We start from the raw sequence: 19,414 nt of genomic DNA on the forward strand, positions 1-19,414 counted from the left end.
TCTCTTTAATAGCGGCATGTAAATGTTGGGAGCATTTTAGGCGACATTATACCGAAAATCTACGATCAAGCGTGAAACAAGTCAGTATGCCAGTCACCGCAAGACAGACTAAGCGTTCTTAGCAATCTCAAGTCCTTCTTCTATTGAGAGATAAGCAGGCTCATGAGGGATGTCTTGGTGAATGATACTGCCGTCTCTAAATATGACGCATTCATTGACTGCCAGCTGTTGCCAGTTCTCATCACGCGTAAGCGGCGTGGTCACAATTACGGTCATGACATCGTCATCGCTATTGATTTGCGCAAAGTCCATGGTGGCCTCATTATTAACATCAGTATCGACCAAAGTCGCAGAGGCAAAAGGCGCTTGGCGCGTAACGTGGAACAACAAGGTTGTGGCATAACTGAGCATCCACTCGCCATTAGATAATAGACAATTAAACAGCCCATAACCCGCCAAAAATCTGCATTGCTCGGTCAAAAAAGCATAGAGAGTCTCATCATCAGGCTTGTGCTCAAAACGCTCTTTGAGCTGATTTAGCATATAACAAAAGGCAAATTCTGAATCGGTATCGCCAATGGGACAATAATAGCGGCTGGTACCCTGCCTAATAGGATCATCATCCATCGCCTCTTGAATTGTCATTTTGCCGTTGTGTGAGAACACCCAAGGCTCGCCCCATATCTCACGGACGAAGGGGTGAGCATTACTGAGTAGGCTATCATCAGACTGACGAATATGGACGATAGTATTGCTCGCTTTGATGCGGGTTTGGCTCACTAGTTCTGCCAGTGGCGAGTCCATCGCTGAGCGATCGTCACAATAATGACGCAGTCCTGTTGGCTCAAAGTACGCGATACCAAAACCATCTGTATGGTCATCGGTGACACCGCCACGCAGACGAAAACCTGTGAAAGAAAAGCGGATGTCAGCAGGATTTTTGCTGTTCATGGCGAGCAGTTGACACATAAAGAGCCTTTGGGTTTGTTTTGTAAAAAGGTAACGCGTATCATAGCATTGTGTGGTTTTTACCTCTGTATTCTTATGCGACTTATTAGGCGGTTTTATGCTAGCAAAACGTATTATTCCCTGTTTGGATGTGGACAATGGACGCGTGGTCAAAGGCGTGCAATTCGTCGATATCATAGACGCAGGCGATCCCGTCGAAGTCGCCCGTCGCTACAACGAGCAAGGCGCAGATGAGATTACTTTTTTGGACATTACCGCCACCAGTGACGCGCGTGATACCACTTATCACACGGTTGAGCGCATGGCAGAAACCGTGTTCGTACCTTTGACCGTTGGCGGCGGCGTGCGCAAAATTAGCGACATTCGCAATTTGCTCAATGCTGGCGCGGATAAAGTGGCGATTAATTCAGCAGCGGTGTTTACGCCAGAGTTCGTTGGGGAGGCGGCGCAGAAATTTGGCAGTCAATGCATCGTCGTTGCTATCGATGCCAAGCGCGTTGCCGATATCGATGTGAACGGCATTCTTGTGCCGCGCTGGGAAATATTCACCCATGGTGGGCGCAAACCGACCGGTATTGACGCTGTTGCTTGGGCGAGCAAAATGGCAGATCTGGGCGCAGGCGAGTTATTAGTGACTTCAATGGATGGTGATGGCACCAAAAAGGGCTATGATCTAGCGCTAATGAAGCAGATTACCGATCAAGTCAACATTCCTGTTATTGCCTCAGGCGGCGTCGGTAACCTCGAGCATTTAGCCCAAGGCGTATTGCAAGGCGGCGTCGATGCAGTACTGGCAGCCAGTATCTTTCACTTCGGCGAGTTTACTGTTGGCGAGGCCAAAGCGTACATGGCAGCGCAAGGGATAACTATGCGTTTGTAGAGCGTTTAAGGGCATTCGTATTAAGTTTACAAGGATCAGCTAATCCACAAATAAAGGTGTAAAAATGCTATCATAGCGCCACTCATTTATTTTTATTAGTTTGCTAGTTAGTTAACAGTCAAGTTATGACTGAAACTAACCATTCAATTGCATCTTAACGCTTATCAATATTTATAAACTTAAGGATATCTCTATGTCAAATTTACAGCAGCAACGCGATAATATTACTCATATCGATGGTAACTTGCATCAAAATGAAGACGCTCGTATCGGTATCGTCGTTGGTCGCTTTAACGCTTTTGTCGTTGAGTCATTAGTTGATGGTGCTATTGATGCTCTGCTTCGTCACGGCGTATTAGGTAGCAATATCACCGTCGTTCGCGTACCAGGTGCTTATGAGTTACCACTCGTCGCCCAGCGCGCTGCTGAGTCTGACCGTTTTGATGCGATTATTGCTTTGGGCGCGGTCATTCGTGGTAGCACGCCGCATTTTGATTTTGTAGCGGGCGAATCAGCCAAAGGCCTTAGTAGTGTGGCTATGGATTACAATATTCCTGTCGCCAACGGTGTATTGACCACCGATAGCATTGAGCAAGCGATTGAGCGCTCAGGTACCAAAGCGGGTAACAAAGGCAGCGATGCGGCGATGGTCGTACTTGAGATGCTAGCGGTGTTATCGCAATTAGATATTGATGATGACTATGATGACCGCAATGATAGCGATGACGCTTAATTAGCGATTGCTTTATAACGACTGATAAAGAGTAATAAGTGCTAGGGCTGTTGATTCCACAATAACTCTAGCATTCACAAGCTTAACCTGACTGTCATCTCTGCCAGTCTGCTACTATTTAACATTATATTTTTATACCACTTACGACAGTGAAAGCGGCCATTTTAGCTCTATTTTTGAGCATGGTATTATTGACAAATTTAGGTATTCACCCCTTATGACCGACCAACTCAAGCGCGCTCTGAATGACGCACAGACTGATTCTATCACTCAAACGCCCGCCCGCGATGATGAGCAACATTTCGATGTCAGTGAATCTTCGTACAAAACCAGTCATACTGCCGTACGTAAAGCGCGGCGTTTTGCTATGCAAGGTCTGTATGAGTGGCTGGTCACCGATCGCCGTTTTGATACGACGGACAAGCGTAGCTGGCTGGACAATGCCCCATATGACATCGCTGCCCGTACGCGCGCGACCAATGCTATGCACACCGTACACATTGGCTACTATCATGAGATGATGCGCGATATCCCAGAGCAAATAGAGGCTTTAGACACGCTAATAGCTGAGCAACTTGATCGCGGAATTGAGAAGTTAGATACCGTTGAGCACGCTATCTTACTCATCGGCGCTTATGAGTTACAGCACCGTCTTGAGATTCCCTACAAAGTCGTCCTTGATGAAGCGATGAAGCTGAACAATCATTTTGGTGCAACTGACGCTCATAAGCTTATCAACGCCGTACTCGATAGAATGGCGATAGAATTACGCGCGCTCGAAGTTCAAGCCGATACCAAAGCCAATCTACGCACCTCACAAAAGGCGGCAACCAAACAAGCGAAAGCCAGTCAAAACGAGAGTCAAACAGCAGTACAGTCAGAGACTCAAACTGATGAGCCGACTGCTTCAAACAAGCCGCGTATCAGTGCCAATAAAACAGGCGTCAAACGTGACCGTCTCAAACCTAGCTCAGCAACGGCGACTAAGCAGGCTATCCAAAAAGCAAGCGCTCAGCCTATACAAGCGGATGATTTGAACAGTAAAGACGAGTCATGAACGAGTTTGAACTGATCAATCAAATATTTTTAGGCCTGCAAGATGCCAAGCAAATACAGGTAGGAATAAACAACGGTATCGAGCAAGGTATCGGTGATGATGCTGCGGTAACGAAAATGCCGACGGACTCGCGCTTGGTCAGCTGTATTGATACTTTAGTCCAGGGCAGACACTTTAGTGCTAACTGGGATGAGATTGATACACTAGCATTTCAAATTGGCTATAAAGCTGTCGCAGTCAACATCTCAGACCTTGCCGCTATGGGCGCGACACCGCACAGTATCTTGCTCGCCCTAGCATTACCAGAACGCTTAGCTCATAAAGAATGGCTGACTGACTTTGCCAAAGGCTTGTTCCACGCGTGCACATTATTCGGAGTGACTTTAATCGGCGGTGATACCACACGTAGCGAGAACTTGATACTTAGCGTGAGTGCGCAGGGCTACTTAAATGCTAGCACGCCAGCCATTTATCGCTCAGGCGCGCAGGTCGGCGACAAGGTTTATGTATCTGGCAGTATTGGTGATGCCGCTTATGCTCTAGACCATGCTGATAATAACATTGGTCAAAGTCTCTCTCATCGCTTGCATATGCCAACCCCTCGTATTGCTCTAGGCGCCGCGCTCGCGCGAATCGGTACGACAGCGATGATCGATATATCAGACGGTCTCTATCAAGACCTTGGACATATCTGTCAGCAGAGCGGCGTTACCATACAGCTCAATCTTGAAGATCTACCTACTAGCGAGGCGCTATCTAGTATAGAGATAGCAGAGCGCCTGCAATGTCAACTGACAGGCGGCGATGATTACGAGCTTGTCTTTACTTTGCCTACTGATATTGCATCAACTTTTGGTAATAAAACTAATACTCAGATCACTTGTATTGGTGAGGTGACGGCTTTGGCACTAATAGACCAAGATACAAGCTCTAATAGCAGCGCTAGCAAGCCTTGTATTCAGCTGTTTTATCAAGGTCAGCCAGTGACCACAGCAAACCCTGCGCCTTTTACCAGCTTACCCAACTTGAGCGGTTACCAACACTTTATAGGTTAGCCCATGACCAACGACGCGCCAAATGCCAACAACCATAAACCTGATATCAGCAAAGCTAATAACTGCCCGCGCCTGTCCGCTACGGCAAGCTTACTTGATCGCATCGTCTACTGGCTCGGTATTGGTCTGGGTAGTGGTTTGCCGCGCCGCGCTCCGGGTACATGGGGCACTGTTGGTGGACTTATCGTTGCCATTCCTTTGATGAGTTTGGGGTTTATCCCCTTTTTTATCATCACTATCTTATCAAGTATTATCGGCATATGGATATGCGGGCGCACCTCCAAGCTCATGCAGGTCCATGATGACCCGCATATTGTCTGGGATGAGTGGGCGGGCATGTGGATCACCTTACTACCCTTTTCTTATTTAGGCGTGGCGAGCACTAGCTTTTGGCAGGATATTTCTGATACCACCTCTGTCTTTGCCCTTATCATCGCCTTTATATTATTTCGGTTCTTTGACATTATAAAGCCGCCGCCCATTGGCTGGGCCGATAGACAGGTCGCAGGTGGTCTTGGCATCATGCTTGATGACATTATTGCAGGCGTGATGGCTGCTATTGTTTGGGTTGTCGCTATGATGGGTTTGCTGCTCTAGCATTTTTACATTAATGGCTCACATCTTTAACTTTTTTTGTCCTCACTTTACTATTAAAGCGTTTCCCTAATGTTATCAAGCTTATCAGTCATAAACCTTACTATTCGGATATGACTTTTGGGCTATTTTGCGTTATAATTCAAAATTATATTTTGTTACATTTGTGGAGTGTAAAATGTCGGCGTCTATCAAAACATCGCTATCTGTGATTATCCTAGCGGCTGGCAAAGGCACGCGCATGCAATCAGCTAAGCCCAAAGTGCTACAGACTTTGGCGAGCAAACCGCTACTCGGTCACGTCCTTGAGACTTGTCATCATTTGACGGTAGATAATACTGTGGTGGTTTATGGTTTTGGCGGTGATCAAGTCCAGTCAGCAATGGATAGTCAATACGCGCATCTGTCTCTAACTTGGGTCGCGCAAACGGAGCAGTTAGGCACAGGGCATGCGGTCAAGGTTGCTCTTGACAAGCTACCACAGGACGGTCAAAGCCTTATTCTCTATGGTGATGTGCCTCTGGTTAGTGCAGCAACTTTAGCTAATTTGCAGGCGGCTAACACCGATGGTATATCGATGCTGACCCTTACCGTAGACAACCCTTTTGGTCTAGGTCGTATTAAGCGTGATAATCAAGGCAACATAGAAGCTATCGTTGAGCAAAAAGACGCAAGCGACGCTGAGCAAAAAATTACTGAAATTAATAGCGGTATCTATTGCGTCGATAATGCGCTACTTCACAAGTACCTGCCTGAGCTGTCAAACGATAATGCACAAGGCGAGTACTACCTCACCGATATCGTCAAGATGGCAGTCGCTGATAGCATTATTATCACAGCGATAGAGCCGGATCATGCTTTTGAGATCGAAGGTGTCAATAATCGCCAGCAGCTCGCCAGCTTAGAGCGCTCTTGGCAAGGCAAGCTCATTGCTGACTTGCAAGAAGCAGGTGTTCAGTTCGCTGATCCTGCGCGCGTTGATATTCGTGGTAGCTTAATCGCAGGGCAAGATGTGTTCGTCGATGTCGGCGTAGTATTTGAGGGTGATTGCGTCTTAGGCGATAACGTCTATATCGAGGCGGGCTGCGTGATCAAGAGCTCAAAGATTGGTGATGCCTGTCACCTCAAGCCATATTGCGTGATTGACCATACCAAGATTGGCGCAGGCGTCGACGTGGGTCCTTTTGCGCATTTACGTCCTGATACCGTATTGGCTGATAACAGTAAAGTTGGCAACTTCGTTGAGATCAAAAAGTCTGTTGTCGGTCAGGGCAGCAAGGTCAATCATCTCAGTTACATCGGTGATGCGACTATCGGCAGCAACGCCAATATTGGCGCGGGTACGATCACTTGTAACTATGATGGCGCAAACAAATCGCAAACTATTATCAAAGATAATGCTTTTATTGGCTCGAACTCTAGCCTAGTAGCTCCAGTGACTATTGGTAATACGGCGACTGTAGCGGCGGGTTCTGTCATTACCAAAGACGTTGACGCCAATGCTTTGGCTTTTGGTCGTGCTAGACAAAGTCAAAAAGATAACTTTGAGCGTCCCGTAAAGAATAAAAAGTAAGCCATATTTTATTGATACTGATAAGCCGTACAGTGATAAGTAAATTGCTGTGCGGCTTACAGCGTATTTTATACGTATAAAACACATATAGTCAATCCAATACAAAACGATACAGCACCACTGGCATTTGTTTTTTGCAGGCTCGAAGCAGCGTAGACACAGCAAGCAAAAAAAATGAATAGCAGTGGTGCGGCTTTAAAAGTCGTCTCTCTTTTATTGTAAACCTACTATATAAACGTTTTGACTGCTCATCGATCGGTAAATAGCCCTCTTGTTAGCCGTCATCTCATAAATAACTATCTTAAAAAAGGAATCGCTATGTGCGGAATCGTCGGCGCTGTCGCTGAGCGTAATATTGCCAGTATCTTAATCGAAGGTCTCAAACGTTTGGAGTACCGCGGCTATGACTCCGCGGGTCTCACAGTGATTCGTGATGGACAGTTGCACCGCGAGCGTCAAGTGGGCAAAGTCCAAGCACTGGTCGATGCCGTCGCGCAAAATCCTGACAGTCTCAATGGTCATATCGGTATTGCCCATACGCGCTGGGCGACTCATGGCGAACCTGCGCAGCGTAATGCCCATCCGCATATCTCTGGCAAGATCGCCGTCGTCCATAATGGTATCGTCGAGAACTATGCTGAACTCAAAGAGGACTTGATTGCCAAAGGCTACGAGTTTACCTCACAGACCGATACTGAGGTCGTCGCGCATCTGATCAACGATCTATATCAAGACACCCAAGATCTACTAGAAGCGGTGCGTGCGGTCATCCCAAAATTACACGGCGCCTTTGCCTTAGGGATCATCCATGTCGATAGCCCTGATGAGCTGATCACCGTGCGTCTGGGCTCGCCGCTGGTCATCGGTGTCGGTATCGGCGAGAACTTTATCGCCTCAGACCAGCTCGCACTGCTACCTGTGACCAATCGCTTTATGTACTTAGAAGAAGGCGATATCGCACGCATCACGCGCGATAGTATTCAAGTCTACGCGGATGGCGTGGAGGTCGAGCGCGCTATCAATGAGATCGATGCCGCCCAGCACAATGCAGACAAGGGCGAGTTCAAGCATTATATGCTCAAAGAGATCTATGAGCAGCCTGATGCGGTCTCGCGCACGCTCGATATGGCGATAGATAGCAGCACGTTGAGCCTGCGCGCTGAGTTTTTGGCGCGTCATACCGATCAGTTATCAGGTGTTCGCCACATTCAAGTTCTCGCTTGTGGTACGAGCTATCACGCGGGTATGGTTGTCAAATATTGGTTTGAGAACTTAACCCGCCTGCCCTGCTCGGTTGAGATCGCAAGCGAGTTCCGCTATCGCAATCCAGTCGTTGTCGATCACTCCTTAGTGATCTGTATCTCACAATCAGGTGAGACCGCTGATACGTTATCAGCACTACGCGATACCCAAAAGCAAAACCCAGCAGGACTGGTCAGCTTGGCGCTCTGTAACGTACCGACTTCATCCTTAGTGCGTGAGACCGATATCTTTTTGCCGACGCACGCAGGTCCTGAAATTGGCGTCGCCTCTACCAAAGCCTTTACGACTCAGCTCGTCGCCTTGATGCTGCTGGTACTCAAAATTGGTGTGGTTCAAGAGCGTGTTGATAACTCGCGTTTAGAGACCTTGATTAAGGATCTTAACAAGCTACCAGGGCAACTGTACGCCAGTCTCCATCTCTATGCAGCGATCAAAACGATGAGTGAGAGCTTTGAGGATAAAAAAAGCTGCTTGTTCCTAGGTCGCGGTTTACAGTTTCCAATCGCTCTTGAGGGCGCGCTTAAGCTAAAAGAGATCTCTTACATTCACGCCGAAGGCTACGCCGCAGGCGAGCTAAAACATGGCCCACTAGCGCTTGTCGATAAAGACATGCCTATCGTCGTGCTCGCGCCAAAAGATAGTATGTTCGATAAGCTGAAGGCCAATATGCAAGAAGTGCACGCTCGTCACGGTGAGCTGTTTGTATTCGCAGGTGAGTCGAGCAAGATGGTCGCAGAAGATCGCTTACATGTGGTCTATGTGCCTGATGTCTGCGAGGATCTTGCGCCAATCGTCTATAGCGTGCCGGTACAATTACTCTCGTATCATGTGGCAGTTATGCGCGGTACGGATGTCGATCAACCACGTAATCTGGCTAAAAGCGTTACGGTTGAGTAGTCTAAGTAATTGATTTTTATATAATTTTTACTTATTAATGACTTTTCCTACCGAATCCTTCGCCATCTAGTGTTAATAAGATAGCGAAGGATTTTTATGACTAACGATATAAAAAAACATCAATCTGTGCTGCGCGGCTTTTGTGCCAGACCAAGGCACCATATTATGCGCTTAGCTTTAAGCCTGATGCCATTGCCGATAAGTTTGCTGACTTGGACAAACCCGCTCAAGAGGCGGTGACCCACTGGCGACGTTTGGCGCAAGTTGAGCTGCCCTTTGCGGTATCTAAAAAGCATAACACGAGTCGCTATAGCCTTGTGCGCTTGACACCCGAGACGGGGCGCAAGCATCAATTGCGTCGGCACATGAGACATATATTCCATCACATCGTGGGTGATACTAGCCACGGCGATATACGGCACACACGATTTTTTCGCACTCACTATGACTGTACACGCATGCTGCTGCATGCTCAGACGTTAGCGCTCAGCCATCCTGTCACTGGTGAGCGCTTGCTCCTGAAAGCAAGATTGGATGAGCAGTGGATGCGTATTTTGGAAGCGTTTAATTGGGTGGAGAGTGTTGAGGGTTAAATTTATCTGAAATAGTCAGTGAAAAAAGTTAAAATACCGCTGCTAGAGGTTCGGTTCCCTAGTGAGGACTTGAACACGGAACCTAAGTTATTGATATTAAATTTTTTATATATTGATGGTCGCTGTCAATGTACTTGTGAGTGTAATTATTGTGATTAACTCGAAGGTTTTTTGACTTGATTCATTCTTTTATTATCCTTAAAGCTACTTACTAGACAGAATGTAAAATCACTAGATAGCCTTGATAAAGAATATATAGCCCAACACCAAGAGCCAAAAATAGCACAGCTATCAAGGACAATAGAATTATCTTGCTACTTTTTTTCATTTTCATCTCTCAAAGCCTAGCTAAGGCTTTTTATGTCTGTTTTGACGTTCAATATCATGGCGAGGGTGTGCCGTTCTTAACGTCCAACTTTGGGTAATGGATATATCGTTCAATCTTGCGCCTATCTCATAAAATCGTGGTTGGTGCGCTATACAGGCATCGAACCTTCGGCTATTTCTTCCTTATTTATAAAGAGCTAATCACGATTATAAAACCAACCTTTTCCTTCAAAAACTATCGTATCATCATCAAAGTAAACTTTATCAATCTGATTGATGGTAAATCCAGTCTTTATATCGTCTTTTTTTCCAATATACGGAGTATCGAAAAAAGGGGGTAGTACCAGTAAGCTTGCGTACTCACTTACTAGTTCTAAGAAATAACTAGGCTGTTCTTCCAGTAGATCTCTTATGAATGGGTAATTTAATTCATAAAGAAATAAAATATCAGGTTCTTCTTGATCTTTATCATCTATGTGACACTCCATGATAAAGTCATTAATTATACTTTCCGTTCTTGCTAAAAAATCCTCGATACTTTCTTTCCAGATGAAACCACATGAGTTTTCACCTAGATCATCTCTTCCGAAACCTAATGAACGTTTCCTAACGTGAGAAATATCTATTTTATTATTTTCAACTTTAAACATTTTCAACTCCTCACTTTAGCAAGCGTTTTTTTAGTGCTGAATAAATTGAACCCAAGACCCGTTATCACGAAAATAAATCACTTAATTCTCCCAAAAACTTTACCACCATGGATACTAGATTTAAGCTCAGCTGCTGGACTAACTAAGCAAACCTTATTCAGATCAGTACGTACAAAGGGTATACCCCACCGGAACCAGCTATTTCACCCTTTAAACCTATTAATAGACCACTTAAAACAGACTGGTATAATGGAACCATTTATAACGGACTACTAAGCCAGACATGATTCTCCGCATTAAGCACTACCATGCTGTTCATGACCTTTATATTTTAAATACACCAATACAGCTAATTAAAATAACCCTTTATAAAGAAAATAAAACCCCACTACGAATAACAATAGCGAAAAGCATTTCTTTAACAGCTCTGGCGATAAGATATGCGCGACTTTTGCCCCGACTTTTGCGGTAAAAAAGCTCATACTTGCAATCCCTAAAAAGGCATAAATATGGACAAAGCCAATGGTATTGGGCACATCGACTTGTTGCTGCATGCCAAAGAACATAAACCCTAGCGCGCCAGCAATAGCAATCGGCAGACCACACGCTGCTGACGTACCCACTGCTTTTTGCATGACCACGTTATAGCGCGTGAGATACGGCACCGTTAAACTGCCACCACCAATACCGAAGATGGCAGAAGCGATACCGATAACGCCACCTGCCGCTAGTTGTTTAGGTTTTGACGGTAGCTCTATCTGAGCATATTCAAGACCACTAATATTATCAGTCTGACTAGCGACCTTTTTTTTGTCACCCACAAACATCTTTTGGGCGACCCACAACAAAAATACGCCAACGATAAGCTGAAGATATAGCCCTGAGATTTGCCCTGCTATTCCTGCACCCAAAAAACACCCCAGCGCTAATCCTGGCGCTAGATTTTTGAACACAGGCCACATCACCGCGCCCTTTTTATTGTGCGCCATCAGCGAGCTGATTGAGGTCACAATAATAGTTGCAAGCGAGGTGCCTAGCGCTAGATGCATGATATTGTCAGGGCTGTAACCCATTTGCGTAAAAACGATAAACAGTAGAGGTACGATGATAGTGCCACCGCCCACGCCAAATAGCCCCGCAGCAAATCCTGCTAGCGCGCCTATTACCAAAAATATAAGTATTTCCACAGGATGATGACTTCTTAGTTAAAGGAGTGAAGAATGATCTGTCTCATGGACAGCTGAGTTGAGCGTAAATTTAAGCTATTTCTACTTGAGCCACTTGACCCACTTGATGATAGGCGCGGTTAAAGTAAACCAAGCTCTCCTGTTGCACGTCATGTGGTTCAGCGTGCTTGATACCGACGACGCGGCACATAAACACGCTATGCGTACCCACTTCCTGAATATGCTCAATCTCACAGTCAAAGCTGACCACTGCATCTTCTAGAATAGGAGAGCCTGTTACTAGCTGAGTCCAAGCACCCTGCGCAAACCTGTCTTGAGTGCTCAATTTAGAGGCAAAAGCGTTAGAAATCGATTCATGCTGCGCGCCCAATACATTGACGCTCATAATTCTATTATCTACAAAATACCCATGCGAGCGTGCCGCCTGATTCATACAAACCAGTAAAGTCGGCGGGGTATCGGTGACGCTACATACCGCTGATGCCGTAAACCCATGTACGCCAGAGTCGCCTTTGGTAGTGACGACATTGACCGCAGTTGTGAGCAAAGACATGGCATCTCTAAATTCAGTGGCTTCAATCATAGGTTCTATCCTCGCTGCAATTTTAAATATTAAATCTATCAGCAAACTTATATCGTTATGCTGATAACTGAGGCCACTCCAGCACGTAAACGAGCCAGAGCTCGTTAACAGATCCTAAGCGCTTAACTCATTACGAACGATTGTCGCACCTGCACTTAATGCGGCAAGCTTACCTCGTGCAACGAAGCGCGGCAGAGGTGCCATGCCGCAATTGGTCGACGGATAGAGCTTATCAGCATCAACGAACTGTAGGGCTTTGCGTAGCGTATCAGCCACCATTTCAGGGGTCTCAATAGTATTGGTGGCGACATCAATCGCACCGACCATCACCTTTTTACCGCGAATGAGTTCAATCAGCTCCATGGGCACATGCGAGTTTTGACACTCGAGTGAGACGATATCAATCGCTGATTGCTGTAATTTAGGAAAGGCTTGCTCGTATTGACGCCACTCCGAACCCAGTGTTTTTTTCCAATCGTTGTTGGCTTTGATACCATAGCCATAACAGATATGCACTGCGGTCTCACATTTAAGACCTTCGATAGCACGCTCTAAGGTGGCAATACCCCAGTCGTTGACATCATCGAAGAATACATTAAAGGCAGGTTCATCAAATTGAATGATATCCACACCAGCCGCTTCCAACTCGCGCGCCTCTTCATTCAAAATTTTGGCAAATTCCCAAGCCAACTTTTCACGGCTTTTATAATGATCATCATACAGCGTATCTATCATCGTCATCGGACCGGGTAGCGCCCATTTAATCGGCTGATCGGTCTGCGCGCGCAAGAATTTGGCATCATCAACGAATACGGCTTTGGGTCGACTCACCGCGTCCACCACTGTCGGCACACTCGCCTCATAGCGATCGCGAATTTTAACGGTTTTACGCCTCTCAAAGTCCACACCATCGAGATGTTCGATAAAGGTCGTCACAAAGTGCTGACGGGTCTGCTCGCCATCACTGACGATATCTATGCCTGCGTGTCTTTGTTCTTGCAAAGTCAGACGTAGCGCATCTTGTTTGGCTTCAAACAGCTTCTCGCCTTCTACTGCCCAAGGCGACCAAATTTTTTCAGGTTCCGCTAGCCAAGAGGGTTTTGGTAAGCTGCCTGCGGTTGAGGTGGGTAATAATAATGTCATAAAATTTATGTTCTCTATTTTTTATTTAAACTTTTAGGCCGCTTGTTTTTTCACACTATCATTGTCCAGCACAAAGTCTGCTGCCCATTTATCAAGAATAACTTGATACGGTTTGATAAATTCTTCTTGAGTGAATTTGCCTTGCGTCACTGCCATCTGACTACGCTCAGCGCGATCATAGACAATTTGCGTGAGTGAATAATCTTGGTACTTGAGGCTTGGCTGATACACCTGCGCGGCGATAGAGTTGGCATTATAAATCTCAGGGCGATAGATCTTTTGAAAGGTTTCCATCGTCGCAATCGCACTGATCAGCTCAAGATCGCTGTAATGACTGAGCAAGTCACTCGCAAAATAGAACGCTAATGGCGCGACACTACCGACAGGCATAAAGTAACGCACGCTCAAGCCCATCTTATGAAAGTAAGCATCGGTTAATGATTTATCATGCAAAGCGTCTTGTCTATACTCTACGCCTAGTACGGGATGCTGATTACCCGTACGCTCATAAGTCTTAGAGCTTGAGACGCTCAGGCAAATCACGGGCGGCTTATCGAACTGACTACGGTAGGCCTCTGAGCGCACTAAATGCTGAAACAATTTGCCATGCAAATCACCAAAATCATCCGGCGTTAGTGACCCTAGATCTTTATCGGCATGCTCTGGCAGTACTACGCTAAAGTCATAATCACGCACATAGGATGAGAAGCTATTACCAATCATACCGTTGATACGCGCGCCTGTCTTGTGATCAATAATGGTCGTTTTTAGAGTTTCGATAACGGGAAAGGTACATCCATCGTCATTAATATCCAAGTTTGCTGAGATAATATCAACCTCAACCGCATAACGATCAGCAGTGGGATTATCCCAATGCGCCAAAGCATTAAAACGATTATTGATCATAGCCAAGGTGTTGCGTAAGTTCTCTTGACGATGTTCGCCTCGTGCTAGATTGGCAAAGTTGGTCGTCAGACGTGTGCTATCTGCGGGCTGATAGTTCTCATCAAAGCGTATGCTTGATATGGAATAGGTAAATGCTTGACTCATGATAATCCCCTTACTCACTCTACTCTTATGATCTAAGATAAAGTCAATTTGTTGTATGGAATAGATCATACCTAAAGCACGACATGAATAAAAACGATAGTATTTAAATATAAGATGAATTTAATTCATGATAAAAAAGTCAAGGTATAAGAGAATAATAGACGTATTTATAATGAGTCATTTGCATGCCAAAAAAGGCAGAACTTTGCACTGTCCTCTGCCTGTCTTTTTAATAAACAATGGATGATCTATGTTAATTTCTACTAGGCGGGAATATAGCATAGCGATTTTTATAAAAGGTATAGCCCGTCAAAGCTATCAATACAGCAATGCCAAGCAGTAAGACAATTTGAATAATAGACGCCATTGAGGGCGCAATTGAACCGTTAGTGTAGGCGCTATAGATACCGAAAAATGCCCACGCTACGGCAACGGGGAAGACAGCATTGCGATAGCGTCGTACATATCCTAAGACGACAGCGACTATGAGTACCAATACTACAATCGTCCAAACTGAGGGTGAAATTCCAAATCCCTCCCACTTTTGCTGTACCGCAAAGATAGCACTATTTAAAATAGTCGCGACAAACACCCAAGACCCATAAAGCGTAAAAGCGGTTCCTGCTAACGTAGATATCATGCCAGCTCGAGCGTTATAAATTCTATGGACGATACTTAACAGAGATATTAATATACCTATTATAAAAAGAGTTGAAAGCCCTACTCTCTCATAAGAAAAAGCCACAATCCATGCCATGTTGAATAAACTACTGACCACGAATAAGCCAGATACCAGTCCGATAAGTTTAGCGACTTTTGGATCTTTTCTCTTTAGAAATAAAGCCACGAGTGTCACAAATACAAGCGTATAAATGACGCCCCAAATCGAGAACGCAAAACCATTCGGAGTCAGTAAAGTTTGATATTTACTTGAGACCGCCGCCTGTCCCATGTTATTGAAAAATCCAGACGCGCCTAAATAATTAAAGCCTAAAGTCGCAAAAAAAACCAGTAGATTGATAACCGTCCACACGGTAGCTCGTTTGGAGTCTGACTCATTCATTGTTTATAATTCCTCTTAGGATGAAGCGCTTGCAAAAATATATCGACATTCAAAGTATTTGAATTAGAGTAACTTTCTTTATACTACCTACAAACACACGATCTACGTTATAACTATAAAGTGCTAAGAACAAAACAATTCATCTACCGCCTTTGGTCGTTTTTTCTTGTTATCTATAGCCGTTATCCTTGTTACACTCGTTCCTTTAGGATTTATCGCAGTATTTGTCATCAGCATAACAGACGTTGCCTTGACGTTTGGACTGATCAGCTCTTTAAATAGGGTACAACGAATCAACACTCTTATGAGTCTAACTATTAACCATGGGTAAAAAAGGTATATGACACATTCAGAGGATACTTGTCTTTTCGATCTAATCCCTCAAAGCATTGAGAATAGCATTGAAAACAATGATATAAATCAGGATGAAGAACCTATTACTGACTTTAGCGTTACCGATATCTCTAAAGATATAATCCGTAAGCAAATGCCCGATATTGTTGACCTATTACTCATTGATAGGACGACTTCTACGCCTAAGCAAAAGAGAAATATAATCTGGGCTACTGAGAGTTATATTCAACATGGCAAAAACTATGCTGCAACCTCTCAAATTAAGCTAGATTTAATCACTGGTGATAGGGAGCAAATCATTATACCTAGGGCTCTAAAATCGCAGCAGATACAACAGCAGCGCACCCGATCAAAGGCTGAGGTATTTACGCCAACATGGATAGTAAAAAAACAAAATGATGTTATAGATTCTAATTACCTTGACGATGACCTAGCAACTTATGTGAAGCGTAAGTGGTTGGAGCTAACCTGCGGTGAGGCGCCATACATGGTAAGTCGCTACGATATGGAAACCGGAGAAATCATCAATCTAGTAGATAGAGTCGGTTTTGTTGACCGCAAACTTCAAAGGATCAATGCTGAAATTGACGATAAGACAGAGTGGCAGCTCAGGGTCAAAGACGCTTACCAATCAAGTTATGGCTTTGAATGGAGCGGAGACTCATTGCTGTTGGCTCGTGAAAACCTACTCTACACTTACCGAGATTATTATGTTGCTAAGTGGTTTAAAAACCCTACTCATAGTCTACTCAAACAAGTCGCAGAAATCATCAGCTACAATGTCTTTCAGATGGATGGCTTGCAGTACATTATTCCATTATCTGGCAAACAAGAAAAAACGATTAAAAATCAGCTCGCGTTTTTTGATGACGAAAGCACTGAAAATCAAGCGATAGTAGAGTCAGGTAAACGGGTAAAAATCATGAACTGGGAAACAAAAGAGATGGAATTTTTTGATGAAGAGTTCGAGTAATAGGTAATAGTATGCTTTGGTTAAAATAACAGAATCAATGTATCTGCATGCTCACTTGCATAGTACGACTAAGATCTTGGACTATCAGCGACTCATTAAAGGATCGTCCATTACAAACAAGGTAAGGCTCGTTTTTTAAAAGACTCAATGACCTTTTTGGAGAATATGAACAATGAAGTTTGATGTTGTCGTAGGGAACCCTCCTTATCAAGAAGATAATGCGGATAACAATCGCAACAGTCCCGTTTATCACTACTTCTATAATTTGGCTGAGAGTATCAGTGCTACATACTGCCTGATATCTCCAGCAAGGTTTTTGTTTACTGCAGGTCAAACTCCAAAGGACTGGAATGAGAGGATGCTTAATGATGAGCACCTAAAGGTTGTTTATTTTAATCAAGACTCCTCACAAGTATTTATTAATACAGATATTAAAGGTGGTATCGCCGTTTTGTACCATGATAAGAATAAAAATTTTGGCGCCATTGATACTTTTACTAGATTTGCAGAGCTAAAAGCTATTCTGGGCAAGGTTGTAGGATCCAAGTCCTTTGCAAGTCTCGGTGATATCCTCACCTTACGTAGCTCATATAAATTTACAGATGACCTCCTACGAGAACATCCTGATTTAAAAGGTCGCGCCAAAGGAAGCGAGTCGAAGTCAATGGGATCGAATGTATTTGATAGATACCCTGAGATTTTTTTTGACCACCCCCAAAACAGACCGCAAGTACAGATATATGGGCGTCAAAACAACGTACGCGTATATAAATATGTGAATGAATCTTACATACAAGATGGCGGCAACCTAAAACAATGGAAGGTATTTGTTCCAAAATCTAATGGTTCAGGCGCTCTTGGCGAGGTACTCAGCACTCCTGTAATAGGAGCGCCTTCTGTTGGCCATACGCAAACCTTTATATCGCTAGGTCACTTCGAGACTAAAGATGAAGCTGAGGCTTTATTGAAATACCTTAAGTGCAAATTTACTCGGGTGATGCTTGGAATAAAAAAAATAACCCAAGATAATGCAACTAGGCAGACATGGTCAAAAGTGCCTCTTCAGAACTTTACTCCTGACTCGCATATTAATTGGTCTAAGTCTATCTTCGAGATTGATCAACAGCTTTATAAAAAATATGATCTGAGCGAATCTGAAATAGATTTTATCGAAACTAACGTTAAGCCTATGAGCTAACCCCTCCTTAGATAGTCGCTAAGCGACAGAGTGCGGCTACTGCTATAACGATAGTAGCTATCACTATTTGACGAGATTTTAGCCAAACACGTCCTAAGGAAATTAATATGATTAAACTGACCAACAGTCATATAAGTGGCGAATTTCAGCGGTTGAAGGATGAGATCATTAGTAGTTTTACTATCAAGCCAATAGTACAAGACATAGATCTAATACGGATGGAAGCAGATAGTATAAAACAACTGATAGAGGTCAAAAAATCAAAAAGAGGAGATTGAAATACACAAAAAGAGGAGAGTTTCGCTCTCAATTATTGCTGACGATACTCAGTTAACACGCTTCTTTGTGTATCAATATAGGGATAACTCTTTTCAAAAACAGCTTATGACAGTGCAAGATATGTCCAGTTTTTATGGATTTTACATACAAATGCTTAATTAAACCCTTAGATGCCTTTTTTAAATGATACACGTATAAATAAGCGATAAAAAAAGCCCCGCTATTGTAGTTACCATAGCGTGGCTTGACGTTCAGTTTTGACGGTTGTTTTACTTATGCGCCAAACACTTTCATACGCTCATCTAATGGCTTGAACGCTTTGTCACCAGCAGGTTGCTCAATCGCACCAAACACAAGCTGCGCATTCAATTCCCAATCCTCAGCGATATTCCACGCCTGTGCGACTCTTTGGTCGATTAGAGGATTGTAATGTTGCAAATTTGCGCCGATATCGATAGCTGCTAACGCCGTCCAGATCGCATACTGGTGCATAGCATTGGTTTGATGAGCCCAAATAGGAAACTTATCCGCGTACAAAGGCGCAGCTTCTTGCATGCCTCTCACGACGCCTTTATCTTCAAAGAATAAAACCGTACCCGCTCCTGCTTTGAAGCCTGCGATTTTATCTTTGGTACCTTTAAACTGCTCTTCGTCATTGACGATGACTCTTAGCGTCTCTTCGGTAATGTCCCATAATTTGTCATGGTCTTCGCCAAATAACACTACCAATCGCGTCGATTGCGAGTTAAACGATGAAGGCACATGCAATAGTGCGTGCTCAACCAGTTTGACGATATCACTATTGGATACGGGTAGAGTAGCGCTTAGGCCGTAGATAGAACGGCGTTTCTCTATGAGCTGCTGTAGATCTTTTAGGTCTGACATAAGGTGTCTCCAAAGCGTAAGTCAATGAAAAGGTATGATTACGTCAGTACTGTAGCCACATCCTGCAATTATTTGTGTATTATAAGAGAGCCCTTCTATTATCCGTAC

General features: G+C 44.3%; 19 protein-coding genes. 11 read left to right on the forward strand and 8 right to left on the reverse strand.

Features of this window, described 5'->3' with window-relative positions:
• Nucleotides 1-108: 108 nt before the first annotated feature.
• Entirely contained in the window at nt 109-969 is an 861-nt protein-coding gene (locus ACR64G_RS11550) for a class II glutamine amidotransferase (RefSeq protein ID WP_435979426.1), read from the reverse strand.
• A gap of 97 nt (nt 970-1,066) precedes the next feature.
• Here ACR64G_RS11550 and hisF point away from each other — a divergent pair, with 97 nt between their 5' ends.
• The 8 genes from hisF (at nt 1,067) to ACR64G_RS11590 (ending at nt 9,614) form a co-directional block, all read left to right on the forward strand.
• Nucleotides 1,067-1,849 carry an imidazole glycerol phosphate synthase subunit HisF gene (gene hisF / locus ACR64G_RS11555; protein ID WP_435979427.1) on the forward strand — a complete coding sequence of 261 codons (783 nt, stop codon included), beginning with the start codon at nt 1,067-1,069 and terminating at the stop codon, nt 1,847-1,849.
• A gap of 193 nt (nt 1,850-2,042) precedes the next feature.
• Nucleotides 2,043-2,582, forward strand: a complete 540-nt coding sequence (ribH, locus tag ACR64G_RS11560) for a 6,7-dimethyl-8-ribityllumazine synthase (protein ID WP_435979428.1) — start codon at nt 2,043-2,045, stop codon at nt 2,580-2,582.
• A gap of 217 nt (nt 2,583-2,799) precedes the next feature.
• Complete coding sequence (gene nusB, locus ACR64G_RS11565) at nt 2,800-3,639, forward strand: transcription antitermination factor NusB (protein ID WP_435979429.1); 840 nt, start codon at nt 2,800-2,802, stop codon at nt 3,637-3,639.
• A complete protein-coding gene (gene thiL, locus ACR64G_RS11570) occupies nt 3,636-4,694 on the forward strand; it encodes a thiamine-phosphate kinase (RefSeq protein WP_435979430.1) in 1,059 nt (352 codons plus the stop codon). The genes nusB and thiL overlap by 4 nt, the downstream gene beginning before the upstream one ends.
• Nucleotides 4,695-4,697: 3 nt before the next feature.
• Nucleotides 4,698-5,291, forward strand: a complete 594-nt coding sequence (locus tag ACR64G_RS11575) for a phosphatidylglycerophosphatase A family protein (protein WP_435979431.1) — start codon at nt 4,698-4,700, stop codon at nt 5,289-5,291.
• A gap of 175 nt (nt 5,292-5,466) precedes the next feature.
• Nucleotides 5,467-6,861, forward strand: a complete 1,395-nt coding sequence (gene glmU, locus ACR64G_RS11580; protein WP_435979432.1) for a bifunctional UDP-N-acetylglucosamine diphosphorylase/glucosamine-1-phosphate N-acetyltransferase GlmU — start codon at nt 5,467-5,469, stop codon at nt 6,859-6,861.
• A gap of 318 nt (nt 6,862-7,179) precedes the next feature.
• Nucleotides 7,180-9,021, forward strand: a complete 1,842-nt coding sequence (gene glmS / locus ACR64G_RS11585; RefSeq protein ID WP_435979433.1) for a glutamine--fructose-6-phosphate transaminase (isomerizing) — start codon at nt 7,180-7,182, stop codon at nt 9,019-9,021.
• A 140-nt stretch (nt 9,022-9,161) separates the two neighbouring features.
• Nucleotides 9,162-9,614, forward strand: coding sequence for a pseudouridine synthase (locus tag ACR64G_RS11590; protein WP_435979434.1), 453 nt, complete (start codon nt 9,162-9,164; stop codon nt 9,612-9,614).
• Between the two features lie 524 nt (nt 9,615-10,138).
• Here ACR64G_RS11590 and ACR64G_RS11595 read toward each other — a convergent pair.
• From ACR64G_RS11595 to ACR64G_RS11620, 6 genes are all read right to left on the reverse strand, one after another.
• Entirely contained in the window at nt 10,139-10,591 is a 453-nt protein-coding gene (locus tag ACR64G_RS11595; RefSeq protein WP_435979435.1) for a hypothetical protein, read from the reverse strand.
• 353 nt (nt 10,592-10,944) lie between these two features.
• Nucleotides 10,945-11,778 (reverse strand): sulfite exporter TauE/SafE family protein, encoded by an 834-nt coding sequence (locus ACR64G_RS11600; RefSeq protein ID WP_435979436.1) that lies wholly within the window; start codon nt 11,776-11,778, stop codon nt 10,945-10,947.
• A 70-nt stretch (nt 11,779-11,848) separates the two neighbouring features.
• The gene (locus ACR64G_RS11605) at nt 11,849-12,361 is read right to left on the reverse strand and encodes a flavin reductase (protein ID WP_435979437.1); all 513 of its coding nucleotides are present in this window, start codon (nt 12,359-12,361) and stop codon (nt 11,849-11,851) included.
• A gap of 114 nt (nt 12,362-12,475) precedes the next feature.
• A complete protein-coding gene (locus tag ACR64G_RS11610; RefSeq protein WP_435979438.1) occupies nt 12,476-13,504 on the reverse strand; it encodes a methionine synthase in 1,029 nt (342 codons plus the stop codon).
• Between the two features lie 33 nt (nt 13,505-13,537).
• A complete protein-coding gene (locus ACR64G_RS11615) occupies nt 13,538-14,554 on the reverse strand; it encodes a DUF1852 domain-containing protein (RefSeq protein ID WP_435979439.1) in 1,017 nt (338 codons plus the stop codon).
• Between the two features lie 253 nt (nt 14,555-14,807).
• On the reverse strand, nt 14,808-15,617 hold the full coding sequence (locus ACR64G_RS11620; protein WP_435979440.1) for a hypothetical protein: 810 nt from the start codon (nt 15,615-15,617) through the stop codon (nt 14,808-14,810).
• Between the two features lie 340 nt (nt 15,618-15,957).
• On the opposite strand from ACR64G_RS11620, the gene ACR64G_RS11625 reads away from it, so the two are divergent.
• The 3 genes from ACR64G_RS11625 to ACR64G_RS11635 all read left to right on the forward strand — a co-directional run bounded on the left by ACR64G_RS11625 (nt 15,958) and on the right by ACR64G_RS11635 (nt 18,420).
• The gene (locus tag ACR64G_RS11625; RefSeq protein ID WP_435979441.1) at nt 15,958-16,944 is read left to right on the forward strand and encodes a restriction endonuclease; all 987 of its coding nucleotides are present in this window, start codon (nt 15,958-15,960) and stop codon (nt 16,942-16,944) included.
• Nucleotides 16,945-17,116: 172 nt separating this feature from the next.
• Nucleotides 17,117-18,142 (forward strand): Eco57I restriction-modification methylase domain-containing protein, encoded by a 1,026-nt coding sequence (locus ACR64G_RS11630; protein WP_435979442.1) that lies wholly within the window; start codon nt 17,117-17,119, stop codon nt 18,140-18,142.
• A gap of 107 nt (nt 18,143-18,249) precedes the next feature.
• On the forward strand, nt 18,250-18,420 hold the full coding sequence (locus ACR64G_RS11635) for a hypothetical protein (RefSeq protein ID WP_435979443.1): 171 nt from the start codon (nt 18,250-18,252) through the stop codon (nt 18,418-18,420).
• A 274-nt stretch (nt 18,421-18,694) separates the two neighbouring features.
• Here ACR64G_RS11635 and ACR64G_RS11640 read toward each other — a convergent pair whose 3' ends face one another.
• The gene (locus ACR64G_RS11640; protein WP_435979444.1) at nt 18,695-19,306 is read right to left on the reverse strand and encodes a nitroreductase family protein; all 612 of its coding nucleotides are present in this window, start codon (nt 19,304-19,306) and stop codon (nt 18,695-18,697) included.
• Between the last annotated feature and the right edge of the window lie 108 nt (nt 19,307-19,414).

The sequence above is a fragment of the Psychrobacter sp. DM4 genome, from assembly GCF_051307035.1.
GTDB lineage: Bacteria > Pseudomonadota > Gammaproteobacteria > Pseudomonadales > Moraxellaceae > Psychrobacter.